10 protein-coding genes and 1 pseudogene are annotated in these 15,943 nt (G+C 69.2%); 5 read left to right on the top strand and 6 right to left on the bottom strand.

Annotated features, from left to right (window positions below):
• Positions 1-69: 69 nt before the first annotated feature.
• The 3 genes from IEY89_RS23360 to aspS form a co-directional block, all read right to left on the bottom strand.
• Positions 70-1,062, bottom strand: coding sequence for an intradiol ring-cleavage dioxygenase (locus tag IEY89_RS23360; RefSeq protein ID WP_189149423.1), 993 nt, complete (start codon positions 1,060-1,062; stop codon positions 70-72).
• 176 nt (positions 1,063-1,238) lie between these two features.
• On the bottom strand, positions 1,239-2,150 hold the full coding sequence (locus tag IEY89_RS23365; RefSeq protein WP_189149424.1) for an intradiol ring-cleavage dioxygenase: 912 nt from the start codon (positions 2,148-2,150) through the stop codon (positions 1,239-1,241).
• Positions 2,151-2,270: 120 nt separating this feature from the next.
• Positions 2,271-4,034 (bottom strand): aspartate--tRNA ligase, encoded by a 1,764-nt coding sequence (gene aspS / locus IEY89_RS23370; RefSeq protein ID WP_189149425.1) that lies wholly within the window; start codon positions 4,032-4,034, stop codon positions 2,271-2,273.
• A gap of 216 nt (positions 4,035-4,250) precedes the next feature.
• Between aspS and IEY89_RS23375 the strand changes: the two genes are divergently transcribed.
• From IEY89_RS23375 to IEY89_RS23385, 3 genes are all read left to right on the top strand, one after another.
• The gene (locus IEY89_RS23375; protein WP_189149426.1) at positions 4,251-6,479 is read left to right on the top strand and encodes an ATP-binding SpoIIE family protein phosphatase; all 2,229 of its coding nucleotides are present in this window, start codon (positions 4,251-4,253) and stop codon (positions 6,477-6,479) included.
• A 46-nt stretch (positions 6,480-6,525) separates the two neighbouring features.
• Entirely contained in the window at positions 6,526-7,971 is a 1,446-nt protein-coding gene (locus IEY89_RS23380) for a cytochrome P450 (protein ID WP_189149427.1), read from the top strand.
• Positions 7,972-8,161: 190 nt separating this feature from the next.
• Positions 8,162-8,989 (top strand): BRO-N domain-containing protein, encoded by an 828-nt coding sequence (locus IEY89_RS23385; RefSeq protein WP_229695390.1) that lies wholly within the window; start codon positions 8,162-8,164, stop codon positions 8,987-8,989.
• Between the two features lie 87 nt (positions 8,990-9,076).
• On the opposite strand, the pseudogene IEY89_RS23390 reads toward IEY89_RS23385, so the two are convergent.
• The 3 genes and pseudogenes from IEY89_RS23390 to IEY89_RS23400 form a co-directional block, all read right to left on the bottom strand.
• Positions 9,077-9,775: pseudogene (locus tag IEY89_RS23390) on the bottom strand (pirin family protein); the annotation flags it as partial.
• Between the two features lie 107 nt (positions 9,776-9,882).
• Positions 9,883-12,087, bottom strand: a complete 2,205-nt coding sequence (locus tag IEY89_RS23395) for a YncE family protein (protein ID WP_189149429.1) — start codon at positions 12,085-12,087, stop codon at positions 9,883-9,885.
• A 235-nt stretch (positions 12,088-12,322) separates the two neighbouring features.
• Positions 12,323-12,796 (bottom strand): SseB family protein, encoded by a 474-nt coding sequence (locus IEY89_RS23400; protein ID WP_189149430.1) that lies wholly within the window; start codon positions 12,794-12,796, stop codon positions 12,323-12,325.
• Positions 12,797-13,005: 209 nt separating this feature from the next.
• Between IEY89_RS23400 and IEY89_RS23405 the strand changes: the two genes are divergently transcribed.
• On the top strand, positions 13,006-13,869 hold the full coding sequence (locus IEY89_RS23405) for an intradiol ring-cleavage dioxygenase (RefSeq protein ID WP_189149431.1): 864 nt from the start codon (positions 13,006-13,008) through the stop codon (positions 13,867-13,869).
• A gap of 186 nt (positions 13,870-14,055) precedes the next feature.
• Positions 14,056-15,882: an acyl-CoA dehydrogenase gene (locus tag IEY89_RS23410; RefSeq protein ID WP_189149515.1), complete on the top strand. Its 1,827-nt coding sequence runs from the start codon at positions 14,056-14,058 to the stop codon at positions 15,880-15,882.
• Positions 15,883-15,943 lie beyond the last annotated feature (61 nt).

Consider the following 15,943-nt stretch of genomic DNA (forward strand, 5'->3'; position numbering starts at 1 on the left):
ACACCTACCGGCGAAGGCCCGGAACCTGGGGGGGTTCCGGGCCTTCGCCCTTCGCGGGCCGTACGTCCGTCAGCTCGCGGAAGCGGAGGGGGAGGCCGTGTCCGCCGGCGATTCGGACGCGCCCGGCTGCACCGCGTCGCCCGTGCCGTCGTTGGTCGCCTCCGGGTCGACGCCCATCGTGATGGAGCCGGTCACACCCTTCGCGATGTTCTTCTTGTCGTACTTCAGCCTGAGCAGACCGCCCGCGGTGCCGCTCTGGTCGTAGATCGTGTCCTCGGTGAGCGTCGTGCGCTCGGTCGTCGACGTCGAGTACGGCTCGACCGTGGCGGAGAGCAGCACCGACTCCTCGTCGAAGAAGAACTGACCGGTGTGGCAGGTGGTGCCGCCCTCGTAGCCGGCGTCGGTCCAGGTGCCGTCCACGTGCACCTTCGTGTGGATGTGGACCGTGCGGCCCCGGTACCAGCCCGGGAAGACCGTCTTGAAGGTGACCCGGCCCTGCCGGTCGGTCTTCCAGGTGCCGCGCAGGTAGCGCTTGTCGTCGGTGGGCTCCTCGTGCACACCGCCACCGCCACCGCCCGTGCCGCCGGACGGCGCGTCGGTCGGCGGCTCACCGGTCGGGGTGCCCGAGGGTGCGTCCGTCGGGGCGCCGCCACCACCGCCGGTGGAGAGGCTCTCGTAGCCGGAGTACAGGCCCAGGGCGTCGCAGTGCCAGATGTCGACGGCCGCGTTGACGATCGGTTTGCACGACTCGGAGTCGATCACCCGCAGGCTCAGGGTCAGCGGGATGCCTTCCTTGTCCTCGGTGATGTCCTGGCGGAGCTTGTCCGCGTCGATGTAGTACGGGCCCTCGGTGGTCTCCGAGGTGAGCGTGTAGCAGACCTCCGCACTGCTGCCGGACGCCTTGGGGGTGGGGGTCTTCCCGCCCCTGCCCGTCTCACCCGCGAACGCGCCCGCCGCGAGTCCGCCCGCGACGCCCACCGCGGCGACCGCTCCGGCGCCGGTGACGACGACCTTCCGACGTGTCAGATCCCTTTTGTGCTTCGGCCCTTGAATCTCTGTCATGGCCTGGAACTTAGGCAGGACGCCTGTCAGGACCATGGGAAGGGACTGTGCTTTCCTTCGTCTTCTAATGAACCTGAGAGAAATGCGCGAAAGGGGCGGAAAACAGGGATCCTTTTTCCGCCCCAGGTGCGCGAGCCAGGAAGCCTATCCTTATTTATTTAGTTGCTGTCCTGCGTCTAGTCCGGTGCCACGCCCATCGTCAGCTCGGCGAGAACCCCGCGCCCGATGTCCCGCTTCTTGTACCGCAGCCGCAGCAGTCCGCCCTCGGCGCCGTTGTCCGGGTAGATCGTGTCCTCGTCGAGGGTCGTGCGGGTGGCCGTGTTCGCCGAGTACGGGGCCGTCTCCGCCGAGAGCAGCACCGACTCCTCGTCGAAGAACAGCTGGCCCGTGTGGCAGGTGTGCCCGCCCTCGTAGCCGGCGTCGGTCCAGGTGCCGTCCACGTGCACCTTGACGTGGATGTGGACGCAGCGGCCCCGGTACCAGCCCGGGAACACGGTCCGGAAGGTGACGTGGCCGTGCCGGTCCGTCTTCCACGTGCCGCGCAGATAGCGCTCGTCGTCGGTCGGCTCCTGGTGGCCGCCCGGCCCGCCGGGACCGCCGGTCGGGGGCGGACCCGTGGGTACGTCCGTCGGCTCGCCGGAGGGCGGGGTGCCGCCACCGCCGTTGCCCATGTCCTCGTAGCCGGAGTAGATGCCGAGCGCCGAGCAGTGCCAGATGTCGACGGCCGCGTTCCGCACCGGCTCGCAGGTCTCGGCGTCGATCACCTTGAGCCTGAGGGTGAGGGGGATGCCCGCCTCGTCCTCGGTGACGTCCTGGCGGATCCTGTCGGCGTCGATGTAGTACGGGCCCTCGGTGGTCTCCGTGGTGAGTGCGTAACAGGCCTCGGGCGTACCCGAGGGGGTGCCGGAGGCAGTGCCGGAGGGCCGGCTTCCGGGGCCGTGCGCACCCATGCCCTCCGGCGCTCCCTGCGCCGACGCCAGCCCGGCGCCCAGAGCCACCGCCGTGGCCGTCACCGCCGTCGCGCCACCGGCGACGACGACTCTGCGGCGCGTCAATTCCTGTAATTCATGCTGGGGGGTGTCAGTCATGGCCACGGAGATTATGAATGTGACCTGTCAAAGAGCTGTGAATTTCCGTGTTTTCCTGAGCACCATACGAGAATGGCTCGGAATCGCCGCCGATTCCGAGCCACCCACACAAAGCCCCTTTTACTTCGGCTGCGGCTTCCGCACCGAAATGTGCAGCTCCCGAAGCCGCGCCTCCTCCAGCTCCGTCGGCGCGCCCATCATCAGGTCCTGGGCGTTGCCGTTGAGCGGGAAGGCGATCGTCTCGCGGATGTTCGGCTCGTCCGCGAGGAGCATGACGATACGGTCGACGCCGGGCGCGATCCCGCCGTGCGGAGGGGCGCCGAAGCGGAACGCGCGGAGCATGCCGGCGAACTCGCGCTCGACCGTCTCCTCGTCGTAGCCCGCGATGCCGAACGCCTTCAGCATGATGTCGGGCTCGTGGTTGCGGATCGCGCCGGAGGACAGCTCCGTACCGTTGCAGACGATGTCGTACTGCCAGGCCAGGATGTCCAGCGGGTCCTGGGTCTCCAGGGCCTCCATGCCGCCCTGGGGCATCGAGAACGGGTTGTGCGAGAAGTCGATCCTGCCGGTCTCCTCGTCCTTCTCGAACATCGGGAAGTCGACGATCCAGCAGAACCGGAACACGTTCTCCTCGAAGTGCCCGGCACGCTTGGCGGCCTCGACCCGCACCGCGCCCATGATCTTCGAGACCTCGTCGAACTCGCCCGCGCCGAAGAACACCGCGTGACCGGGGGCCAGCGAGAGCCGCTTGGTCAGCTCGGCGACGTTCGCCTCGGTGAGGAACTTCGCGATCGGCCCGGACAGCGAACCGTCCTCCGTGACCCGCACCCAGGCCAGGCCCTTCGCACCCAGCGTGACGGCGAAGTCACCGAGCTGGTCGAAGAACTTCCGGGTCTGTGACGCCACGTCCGGCACCGGCAGGGCGCGTACGTGCCGGCCCGCGAAGGCCTTGAACTCCGAGCCCGCGAAGACGTCGGTGATGTCGACCAGCTCCAGCTGGGCGCGCAGGTCCGGCTTGTCGGAGCCGTACTTCAGCATCGCCTCGCGGAACGGGATGCGCGGGAAGGGCGAGGTGACCTCGCGGCCCTTGCCGAACTCGGTGAAGAGCTCGGTCATCAGCCGCTCGATCGGCTGGAAGACGTCCTCCTGCTCGACGAAGCTCATCTCGACGTCGAGCTGGTAGAACTCGCCCGGCGAACGGTCCGCGCGCGCGTCCTCGTCACGGAAACAGGGCGCGATCTGGAAGTAGCGGTCGAACCCGGAGATCATCAGCAGCTGCTTGAACTGCTGCGGGGCCTGCGGCAGCGCGTAGAACCGGCCCGGGTTGAGGCGCGACGGCACCACGAAGTCGCGGGCGCCCTCCGGGGAGGTCGCCGTCAGGATCGGCGTGGCCATCTCGTTGAAGCCCAGCGCGGTCATCTTGTGCCGGATCGCCGAGATGACGGCCGTACGCAGCATGATGTTGCGGTGCATGCGCTCGCGGCGCAGGTCCAGGAAGCGGTACTCCAGGCGCCGCTCCTCGTTGACCCCGTCCTCGGTGTTGATCGTGAAGGGCAGCGGCTGGGCGGCGCCGAGCAGCTCCACCTCGCCGACCTCGACCTCGATCTCGCCCGTGGGCAGCTCGGGGTTGATGTTCTCCGCGCCGCGCGAGACGACCTTGCCGTCGACGCGGACCGTCGACTCCTTGGAGACCTTGTCGAGGGCCTCGTAGGCGGGCGTGCCGGGGCGGGCGACGAGCTGCGTGATGCCGTAGTGATCGCGCAGGTCGATGAAGAGGATGCCGCCCAGGTCGCGCCGATTGTGCAGCCAGCCGCTCAGCCGGACGTCGCTGCCGACGTCAGAGGCGCGGAGCTCGCCGCAGGTGTGGGACCTGTACCGATGCATCGTCGTTCATCCAGCCTTCGCGGATCGGGGATCGGGGATCGAGGCCGGTGTTTCACGTGAAACACCGAAACCTCCGAAAACACAGACCCAGGGTACCGGCCGCCCCGAGACCGCTTCCCCGCAATTGTTCGCGGGCGTAGCCTGTACCGCTCCTCCACAGGGTGCTCCGCACAGCTTGGGTGGCACGCTGCGATCACCTCTCCATAAAGTGGGTCAATGCGCACTGGTGAGCCCCTGCCCGCCGTGGGGGACGTCCTGGTCGCCCTCGCAACCGGCATGTGGCATTGGGACACGGCCACACAACTGGTCACGCTCGACGCCGAGGCGGCCCGTCTGCTCGGCCTGCCCGCCGAGCGGACCACCCTCACGGAGGCCGCGACCCGGGCCCGGCTCCACCCCGTCGACTGGAACGAGATCACCGGCGTCATCCAGCTCGCCGTCGCCGAGGACAGCATCGCCGAGGTCCGGGTCCGCGTCATGGACGAGCAGGGCCGGGTGATCCGTACCGCACGCAGCCGCGCGAAGCCGACCTTCGACCTCGACCGCAAGGCGTACGACGTGATGGGCACCCTCCAGGAGGTCACCGAGCCCTCGCCGGGCACCGCCGCGCGCACCCCCGTCACCGGTGACTGGCGCCGCTCGCGGGAGGCGTTCCTGCTGGACGCGGGCCGGGCGCTGGCCGAGGCGCGGTCCACGGAGGAGGTGCTGCGGGTCGCGGCCGGCCTGTCGATGCCGGGCTTCTCACCGGACGGCCTCGCCGTCTTCGGCGTCCAGGGTGACCGCCTGACCGTCATCGGCCACCACGGCCAGCGCGCCGGCGACGAGCATCCCTTCTCCCGCATGCCCCTGGAGACCGACTACCCGGCCGCTGAGGTGGTCCGCACCGGCCGGGCCGTCTACCTCTCCTCCCCCGAGGCCTACAAGGCCCGCTACCCCACCGCCTGGCCGCTCGCCCAGGTGTTCGACCGACAGTCCTGGGCGTTCCTGCCGCTGACCGTCGCCGGCCGCACGATGGGCGCCTGGATGGCGGGCTTCGCCTACCCGGTCAGCTTCATCCCCGACGAACGCTCGGTCCTGACGACGGTCGCCCGCATGCTCGCCCAGGCCCTCTCCCGGGCAGGCGTCGCCGAGTCGGAACGCGAACTGACCGACGGCCTGCAACGCTCGATGCTGCCGACCCTCGGCCCCGAGATACCCGGCATGGAGGTCACCGCCCGTTACATACCGACCGGCGGCGGCCTCCAGGTCGGCGGCGACTGGTACGACATGATCCCGCTGCCCGGCGGCGGACGCTTCGCCCTGGTCATCGGCGACGTCCAGGGCCACGACGTCCGCGCCGCCGGCCTGATGGGCCAGCTCCGCATAGCGCTGCGCGCCTACGCCTCCGAGGGCCACCGCCCCGACGCCGTCCTCTCCCGCGCGTCCCGCTTCCTGCACGGCATCACCCACTCCGCGGACAGCGCGGTCGGCGGCGACCTGCGCTTCGCGACCTGCCTGTACGTCGAGGTCGACCCCGCGACCGGCGTCCTGGAGATCGCCCGCGCCGGCCACCCCGACCCGGCGATCCGGATGGCGGACGGCACGGTACTGACCCGCCCGACCGCGGGCGGCCTGCCCCTGGGCATCGACCCGGACGCCGACTACCCCACCACCCTCCTCGCCCTCGAACCCGGCGAGACCATGCTCCTGTGCACCGACGGCCTGATCGAGACCGGCGGCCACGACCTGGACACGGGCTGGCGGCGCATCCGGACGACCCTGGAGGAGCACAAGGGGGACATCAAGGACGACGGCCTGGAGGAACTGGCCGACGCCCTCGTCCAGGCCGTGCACGGCCCGTCCTCCCACCACACCACGGGCCCACTGGCCGACCGCCGCGAGGACGACATAGCGCTGCTGCTCCTGAGCCGCCCGGCCGAATGCGCCACCGACGGCACGCTGCCGCCGGCGGTGCGGTCCAGCGTCCGCCGCACCATGCTGACGATCGCCCAGGCGGAACCCGAGCGCGTCGCCGTCGCCCGCCAGCAACTCCGCGAACAGCTCCACGACTGGGCCTGCCCCGACCAGGTCGACTCGGCAGTCCTCCTGCTCTCCGAGACGGCCACCAACGTCCTGGTCCACACGGACACCGACGCCCTGGTCGTCGCCGAGGTCACGGGCGCCCCCGGCACGCGCCGCATCCGCGTCGAGGTCACCGACGTGAGCGACGACCTCCCGCACAAACGCCGCCCGGGTGAACTCGCCTCGTCGGGGCGGGGGTTGATGCTGATCGAGATGCTCGCGGACGCATGGGGAGTCGACCCGCGGGGCGAGGGCAAGAGCATCTGGTTCGAGCTGTACGAGAGGGACCACGAGAAGGGAGAGGAGGAGAAGGGAGAGGAGGGGGAGGAGCGGGAGGGGGAGGCGAAGAAGGAGACGGAGCAGGAGACGGAGCAGGAGGTGTAGCGCGAAAGGGCACCCCCGAGCGCCCAGAAACGCGGATGATACGACCATGGCCGTCTCGCGCACCGCCCGCAGGTCCGCACCCGGGACCACATCCGCCACCGCTCCCGTCCCCGGCCCCACCGGCCACCCCCTGCTGGGCTCGGCCCTCGACCTCCGCAGGGACCCGCTCGGCACCTTCGTCCGCGCCCAGCGGGAGCACGGCGACGTGGTCCGCGTATCGGCAGGACCGCCCGGCCTCCGTACGGTCATGTACTGCGTCTTCTCCCCCGAGGGCGCCCAGCAGGTCCTGGCCACACAGGCCGCCAACTTCCGCAAGGACAACGTCTTCTACGAGGAGATCCGCCAGACCGGCGGCAACGGCCTCCTGACCAGCCAGGACGACGTCTACCTCCGCCAACGGCGCCTGATCCAGCCCTTGTTCACGAAGAAACGGGTCGACGGTTACGCCGCGACGATCACCGACGAGGCCGAGGCGACAGCCGAGCGCTGGCGGAACAGGCCCGACGTGGACGTCGTACGGGAGATGGACCGGCTGGCGCTGCGCACGGTCTCCCGTGTCCTGTTCGGCGCGGACGTCGAGGCCGCGGTGGACGTCATCCACGTCAACTTCCCGGTCATCAGCGCGTACATCACCGGGCGGGCCTACTCCCCGCTCAGGCTCCCGCGCACCTGGCCCACACCGTCCAACAGGCGTGCGGAGGCGGCGACCCGGGCGGTGTACGAGGTCTGCGACCGCATCATCGCGGCGCGCCGGAGCAACGGAGACGAGGCGGCCCACGAGACGGCCGGAACCGACCTGCTCTCCCTCCTCGCCCAGGCACAGAACGAGGAGGACGGCAGCCTCGACGCCACCGAACTCCGCGACCAGGTACTGGTGTTCCTCCTCGCGGGCCACGAAACGACGGCGACGTCACTCGCCTTCGCGCTCCGCCTCCTGGCCTGCCATCCCGAGGCGAGGGCCCGGGCCCAGGAGGAGATCGACGCGCTGCCGCCGGGCGAGCCCTGCACGGCGGCGACCATGGACCAACTCCCGTACCTGACAAGGGTCCTGAAGGAGACGATGCGCCTGTATCCGGCCGCTCCCCTGATGGGCAGGCGGGCGGTGGCGGAGACGGAGATCGACGGCCACGTCATCCCGGCGGGCGCGGACGTCCTGATCTCGCCCTGGGTCACCCACCGCCACCCGGCCCACTGGACCGACCCCGCCCGCTTCGACCCGGACCGCTTCACCCCCGACCGGGAAGCCGCCCGCCACCGCTACGCATGGCTCCCCTTCGGCGGCGGCCCGCGCGCGTGCATCGGCCGCCACTTCTCGATGCTGGAGTCGGTCCTGGCCCTGGCGGTACTGCTCCGCGAGTACGACGTCGAGGCACCGGCCACGGAGATGCCGGTGACGGCGGCGGTGACGTTGCAGGCGGTGGGGGAGGCCCGGGTGGGGGTGCGGGCGCGCAGAGGGAGGCTCGCCGCAGAATCGATGCCTCTGTCCCCCTAAAGGACGAACAAGCTTGCTATAGACGTATGTTGGTCCACCGTCTGCCTACTTTCCGAGGCGGAGGTGATGCTCGATGTACGAGCAGAACAACAACCCGCCGTCGGACAGGCCGACGGCACAGCGGCAGGACGCGATCGACATCAGCGACTTCGTGTTCGCGGCCACGGGGTCGCGGGTGCGGAGGCTGACGATGCCGGACGGGGAACACTGGTTCGTCGCCGCAGATGTGGCTGCGAACCTGGGGTACGCAAATACCCGTCAGGCACTCGTCATGCATGTTGCAGCAGATTGCCAGACGCCTCTTGACGATCTTGCGCGAGGCGTCTGTGGAGCAGACGCTTCACACAAGATTGCAGGTCACGGACTCAAGAAGTCGATGAGGATGGTGAATCTAAGGGGGCTGATCAGCCTCGTCAACGGGTGCACCAAGCCGGAGTGCGAGCCATTCAAGGCCTGGGTTTCCGAGGTTGTCGCCACCATCCAGCGAGACGGTTCGTACTCCCTCGAACCGGCCCCCGTACAGCCCGCCCCCGACGGCGGCACCGCCTACGCGATGCCCCAGCAGGTCGCCAACGCGATCGTGCGGCTCGAAGAGCGGAACATCCGGGCGGACGAATCGATGGTGGCGTTGCAGGAGGAACACAACGGACTCCTACGGCAGATCGGCCACAGCCAGCACATGATGGCCGACGCGCTGCGGGACATCGCCCAGTCCCTCAGGCGCCCCGCGGAAAGCCGTCACCAACCCGCCCCCGTACCGGAGTTGACGCCTCAGCAGCTCCTCGCCACCTGGAAGGCGAAGAACCTGGTCGTCACCGACGACATCCACGCCGTGGCGGCCTACCTGGCCCCGGCGCTCGTGCACGGTGAGGCCAGCTACCGCCTGGAGGAGATCGCCACCCGCACGGGGCTGCCGCACGACCGTGTCCACGACTGCCTGCGGATGCTGCTCAAGCGGGGTTGCGTCCGCCAGATCGGATGCACTCCGGATGGCGCACCGGTCTACGTGCTGCCGTAACCGAACCCGGCGAAACAGACAGGCCCGAAGCCGCAACATCAACTTGCGGCTTCGGGCCCAGTCGTACCGTACTGAACCTTCGAGGTTCTACAGACCACCCTCGGACATTCCGTGCACCGCCGGGACAGTTCCCAGCCGGCCCTTCTGGAAGTCCTCGAACGCCTGCTCAAGCTCCGCCCTCGTGTTCATCACGAACGGGCCGTAGTGGGCCATCGGCTCACGGATCGGCTGCCCACCGAGGAGTACGACCTCCAGGTCCGGGGTGTTCGCGTCCTGCGCCTCGTCCGCGCGGACGGTCAGGGACGAGCCCGTGCCGAAGACCGCCGTCTGGCCCTTGTGGACCGGGCGCCGGTCCACACCCACGCTGCCGCGGCCCGCGAGGACGTACGCCAGGCCGTTGAAGTCCTCGCGCCAGGGGATCGTGACCTCCGCGCCCGGGGCCAGCGTGGCGTGGACCAGGCTGATCGGGGTGTGGGTGATACCGGGACCCTGGTGGCCGTCCAGCTCGCCGGCGATGACGCGCAGGAGCGCGCCGCCGTCGTGGGACGTGAGGAGCTGGACCTGGCCACCGCGGATGTCCTGGTAGCGGGGGGCCATCATCTTGTCCTTGGCCGGGAGGTTCACCCACAGCTGGATGCCGTGGAAGAGGCCGCCGGACATCACCAGGGACTCCGGGGGAGCCTCGATATGGAGGAGACCCGAGCCGGCCGTCATCCACTGGGTGTCCCCGTTGGTGATGGTGCCGCCGCCGCCCTGCGAGTCCTGGTGGTCGAAGATGCCGTCAATGGACCTCCTTGTGCGGCCAGTTTAGTTGATTCTTGAACTTCCTGCTACCTCTAACAGCGAAGGCCCGGAGGGCATTCCCTCCGGGCCTCACCGGCCGACCGGGCCGGTTAGTTGCTGAAGTACAGGTACTTCCAGGATCCGAACGTCGTCGAGTTCACGTTGTCGCCGGAGGCGCCGTCGACGTAGGCCGACCGTATCCGGGCCCGGATGCCCGACTCACCGGGCGCCACGAGCTCCACCGCCGACCTGCCGTTCGTGCCGATCCCGAAGTACTGGGAGTCCGCGGAGTACCACGTGCCCTCGAAGAAGACCTGCAGGTCGAAGCGCTGCTGACGGCCCGGGTAGTAGGGCATCGAGGTCGTCAGCACCGGGTTGGTGTTCTTGTGGAACCAGTAGTACGAGGTCGAGCCGATCTTGCCCGTCCGGTAGTGCCGGGACACGGCCGTGGAGATCCGCACCCGCGCGTTCGCCGTGACCTTGACCGTCTTCGGCGCGAAGCGGGCGTCACCCTTGAAGACCGCGGTGACGTTCGTGTCGCGGGTCATGTCGACGGTCACGGTGAGGTTTCCGGCGGAGTTGACCTTGCCGGTCTTGACCAGCTTCTTCGGCCTGTCGCTGCCGTGCGGGTCGACCCAGATCTCGACCGTGCGGTTCTTGTACGTCCGGCCCAGGTGCGCGGTGAACTTGACGTCGGTGCCGTAGTTGTACAGCTTCTTGTTGTTGTTCAGGGTCAGCGTCGTCGCCGTACGGGAGACCGCGACCTTGTCGGAGACGGCGACCGGGGTGTGCGCGGCGTCGCCGACGTACGCCACCTTGTAGGTGACCGGGCCGCCGACGGGCGGGGTGTTGGTGAAGGAGTACGTGCCGTCCGACTTCACCGTGACCGACGGCAGCGCCCTGCCGTTCGGGGTCTCCAGGTCGGTGCGGGTGACACTCAGCTTGACGCCGGCCGGCAGCGCGACCGTCGCCGAGAGCTTGCCGGAGACGGTGAGCTTCTTGGCGCGGGTGGCCGTCGACGGAGCGTTCACCGTCAGGGTCGGGACGTTCTTCGTCGGGTCGGTGAGTACCTTGAGGGTGTAACCGGTGCCGGTGCCGACCAGGGCGAAGATCCGCGAGGAGTCCGGCGCCCAGGCCAGGTCGCCGGTGCCCTGCGTGCTGGTCGTGTACGTGCGCAGCGGCCTCGTGGCGTTCGGCCGGTAGACGGTTACCTTGGTACCGCCGAACTGGGCGACCAGGCCGTTCGGGGCGATGTCGGCACTCTCGCCGCCCGGGTAGGCGCCCAGCTTCTTGAACATGCCGTTCGCGTAGGCGTCCCGGTCCTTGCCGTTGACCAGCACCTGCGGGGTTCCTGGCACGAGGTCGAGGTCCCAGATGCCCTCGTTGAGCGTGTAGTCGCCGTTGTGCCAGGCGGTCAGCTCGGGCGTCGCTCCGGAGACGTCCACGACGGCCATCGAGGATGTGGTCAGGCCGGTCTCACCGACGGCCAGGAGACCGGGCGCCGACGGGCTCGCGTCGAGCAGCGCCGGACCCCAGATGCCGGGGTGGGACTGCGGGAACAGTTCCATCGTCACCGGGTCGGCCCCGCTCGCCAGGGCCCTGGTGGAGGCGTCGGCGGAGACCTCCGGGGAGGGAGCGGGCGCGTCGGTGGGCTCGGCGGAGGCATCCGGCGACGGTTCCGAGGTGGGCGGCTCCGTCGTGGGCTCCACGGACGGCTCGGCGCTCGGCTCCGTGGTCGGCTCCGTGCCCGGGTCGTCGGACGGGTCCGGTGCGGGCGACGTCGGGGGCTGGGACGGCGGCGCCGTCGGCTCGACGACCGTCGAGGTCGGAGTCGGCGTCGGGGCCGGGGGCTCGGGCTCGGTCCAGTTCGGGTCGACCGAGCCCAGGTTGCCGTCCCACTGGTCGCCGTAGCTGAACCAGAGCTTGCCGCCGGTGAAGGCGAGGTGGCGCGGGCCGGTGTCGGTGGGGACCGCGTAGCGGGCCTTGATGTTCAGGGTGGCCGGGTCGAGGGCCACGATCTGGTGCCGCGCGGGCAGGGACGCGTACAGGGTTCGTCCGTCGTCGGAGAGCGCCAGGTCGGCGACCGAACCGAGGCCGCCCACGGTGTCGACGACGGTGCCCGAGTAGTTCGCCGCCACGACACGGCCGTTGCCGCTGTCGCCGACGAAAACCCGCTTCAGGATCGCGTCCGCCACGATGCCGCCGGGCGACTGCACGGTGGCGACGGCCGCCGAGGCCGTACCGGTGGTGGCGACGCTCAGAACCACCGAACTGAAGAGGACGGCGAGCGCCGTCGCGGTCGAAGTGCTGCGCATACGCACAGTGATGAACCCCCACAAGAGAACCCGGGATCACCCGGGAGCTGAGAGCGCCGCGCGGCACCCAGGCGCGACCGCCGGAAGCGGTGGCCAGTGGGGCGCGGCTGCCAGAAGGAACCCTATGGCATGCCTGTGACAATCACGGAGGGGATTTTCAGCGGGCGGACAACGATTTCGGCACGGGAGAAGGGATCTCCGGCCTGCGGGGGCGGGGGATCGGAGGGGAGGGCGGTCAGCCGTACATCCTGCGCATCGCGAACTCCACCATCTGCTCGACCGCCTTCGCGTCGAACACCATGCGGTGCTCGCCCTCCATGTCCACGACGAAGCCGTAGCCCGTCGGCAGCAGGTCGATGACCTCGGCGCCGGTGATCACGAAGTACTTGGACTCCTTGCCGGCGTACCGGCGCAGCTCCTTCAGGGAGGTGAACATCGGGATCACCGGCTGCTGGGTGTTGTGCAGCGCCAGGAACCCGGGGTTGTCACCGCGCGGGCAGTACACCTTCGACGTGGCGAAGACCTGCTGGAAGTCCTCGGCCGACAGCGAGCCCGTCGTGAAGGCGCGCACCGCGTCCGCGAGGGACGGCGGGGACGGCTCGGGATACAGCGGCGGCTGCTGGCCGTACCCGCCCGGCATCTGCTGCTGCGGCTGGGCGTACTGCTGCTGCGCCGCACCTCCATCGCCGTGCTGGCCATATCCATACATGGGCGCAAGAGTACCGAGAGCGCGGCCGAGTGGGGGCGGCCCGGTCCCCCGCTCGCGGCCGGGGTGGCCGGGCCGCCCCACAGGGAGCCCACAGGTACGGCCCCGGCTTGCCACAGCGGGCGCCCATACCGTCGAATTCGACAAGGTATCGATCAGGCGGTGGCAATGGCCGGGTAACGCCCGGCGGGCGCAGACAGAGGGAGACGGCCATGAGCGGACACGGGCACCACGTCCAGGCGGACCACCACGACCACGAGGACCACGAGCACGACAGGGGCCTCTCCTACGACTTCCCCGTCCTCGCCCGCCGCCGGATGATCCGCCTGCTGGCCGGCGCGAGTCTGGTGCCACTGGTGGGCTGCTCCGCCGACGACGATCCCACGTCCTCCTCCGGCACCCCGTCCGGTGGCACGGCCTCCACCTCGTCGTCCGCGTCCGCCGAGTGCGCGACCATCCCCAGCGAGACGGCCGGCCCGTACCCGGGCGACGGTTCGAACGGGGTGAACGTGCTCAAGGAGAGCGGAGTCGTCCGCGCCGACATCAGGTCCAGCTTCGGGAACTCGGCGGGCGGTACGGCCGAGGGTGTGCCGCTGACCGTCACGCTCACCGTCGTCGACGCGGCCTCCGGCTGCGGGACGCCCAAGGCGGGCGCCGCCGTCTACCTGTGGCACTGCGACCGGGCCGGCGACTACTCCCTCTATACGGAGGGGGTCACCGACGAGAACTACCTCCGGGGCGTTCAGGAGACGGACGAGAAGGGCCGGGTCACCTTCACGAGCATCTTCCCTGGCTGCTACACGGGCCGCTGGCCGCACATCCACTTCGAGGTCTACGGCAGCCTGGCGGACGCGACCGCCGCCACGTCCATCACGAACACCTCGCAGCTGGCGTTCCCGAAGGACGTCTGCGACGCGGTGTACGCGACGGACGGGTACAGCCGGAGCGTGGAGAACCTGGGGGAGCTCTCCCTGGAGAGCGACATGATCTTCAGCGACGGCTACGACCAGCAGCTGGCGGCCATGGAAGGCAGCGTGGACAAGGGCTACACGGCCCGTCTCACCGTCCCGGTCTAGATCGCTCCGTTTCATCGATCCGTTTCACGGCGCCCCTGGCGCGCACGTGACGCGTCACATATGGCCGGTTGGGGTTGCGCCTTATTACCGACGGGTAGCATCATCGTAGGAAGCTAGTTACTAGTTGGTACGCGAATTAGGCGCGAGGAGTCAGTGCCTCGCCGATCTCTCTACGGAGCCGTCGCCATGGGGCACTACAAGTCGAATCTCCGCGACATCGAGTTCAACCTCTTCGAGGTCCTCGGGCGCGACAAGCTGTACGGCACGGGTCCGTTCGCGGAGATGGACACCGACACCGCCAAGAGCATCCTGGAAGAGCTGACGCGCCTCTCGGAGAACGAGCTGGCGGAGTCCTTCATGGACGGCGACCGCACCCCGCCGGTCTTCGACCCCGCGACGAACACCGCTCCCGTACCGGCGTCCTTCAAGAAGAGCTACAAGGCCTTCATGGACTCGGAGTACTGGCGTCTCGGCCTGCCCGAGGAGATCGGCGGCACCACCTCCCCCCGCTCCCTGATCTGGGCGTACGCGGAGCTGCTGCTCGGCTCGAACCCGGCCGTGTGGATGTACGCCTCCGGCCCGGCGTTCGCCGGCATCCTCTACGACGAGGGCAACGACGTACAGAAGAAGATCGCCCAGATCGCGGTCGACAAGACCTGGGGCTCCACCATGGTCCTCACCGAGCCGGACGCCGGCTCGGACGTGGGCGCCGGCCGCACCAAGGCGATCCAGCAGGAGGACGGCTCCTGGCACATCGAGGGCGTGAAGCGGTTCATCACCTCCGGTGAGCACGACATGGAGGAGAACATCCTCCACTACGTCCTCGCGCGGCCGGAGGGCAACGGCCCCGGCACCAAGGGCCTGTCCCTCTTCCTCGTACCGAAGTTCCTCTTCGACTTCGAGACGGGCGAACTGGGCGAGCGCAACGGCGTGTACGCGACGAACGTCGAGCACAAGATGGGCCTCAAGGCCTCCAACACCTGCGAGATGACCTTCGGCGACCGGCACCCGGCCAAGGGCTGGCTGATCGGTGACAAGCACGACGGCATCCGCCAGATGTTCCGGATCATCGAGTTCGCCCGCATGATGGTCGGCACGAAGGCCATCTCGACGCTGTCGACCGGCTACCTCAACGCCCTGGAGTACGCCAAGGAGCGCGTCCAGGGCACGGATCTCGCCAACTTCATGGACAAGACGGCGCCCAAGGTCACCATCACGCACCACCCGGACGTCCGCCGCTCGCTGATCACGCAGAAGGCGTACGCCGAGGGCATGCGCGCGCTGGTGCTGCACACCGCGGCCGTGCAGGACGACATCCAGGTCAAGGAGGCGGCCGGCGAGGACACCGCCGCCCTGGAGGCCATGAACGACCTGCTGCTCCCGATCGTGAAGGGCTACGGCTCCGAGAAGGGCTACGAGCTGCTCGCCCAGTCGCTCCAGACCTTCGGCGGCTCCGGTTTCCTCCAGGAGTACCCGATCGAGCAGTACATCCGCGACGCCAAGATCGACACCCTGTACGAGGGCACGACCGCGATCCAGGGCCAGGACTTCTTCTTCCGGAAGATCGTCCGCAACCAGGGCGCGGCCCTCAACTCCCTCGCCGAGGACATCAAGAAGTTCCTCGCGCCGGGCACGGGCGGCGAGGACCTGGCGGTGGCGCGCGAGCAGCTCGCCAAGGCGGCCGTCGAGCTGGAGGCGATCGTCGGCCTGATGCTGACGGACCTCGCGGCGACCGAGCAGGACGTCAAGAACATCTACAAGGTGGGCCTCAACACCACCCGCCTGCTGATGGCTTCGGGCGACGTCGTCGTCGGCTACCTCCTCCTCAGGGGTGCCGCGGTGGCCGCCGAGAAGCTGCGGACGGCGTCGGCGAAGGACGTCCCGTTCTACACGGGCAAGATCGCGGCGGCGAAGTTCTTCGCGGCCAACGTCCTCCCGGGCGTCACCGGCGCCCGCAAGCTCGCGGCGGGCGTGGACCTCGATCTGATGGAGCTGGACGAAGCGGCTTTCTGAGCCGGACGGACACGTACGGCAGGCCAAGCACGGCGGCCCGCATCCGGATCCACTTCCGGGG

The organism is Streptomyces lacrimifluminis, from assembly GCF_014646095.1.
In the GTDB taxonomy this organism is placed as follows: domain Bacteria; phylum Actinomycetota; class Actinomycetes; order Streptomycetales; family Streptomycetaceae; genus Streptomyces; species Streptomyces lacrimifluminis.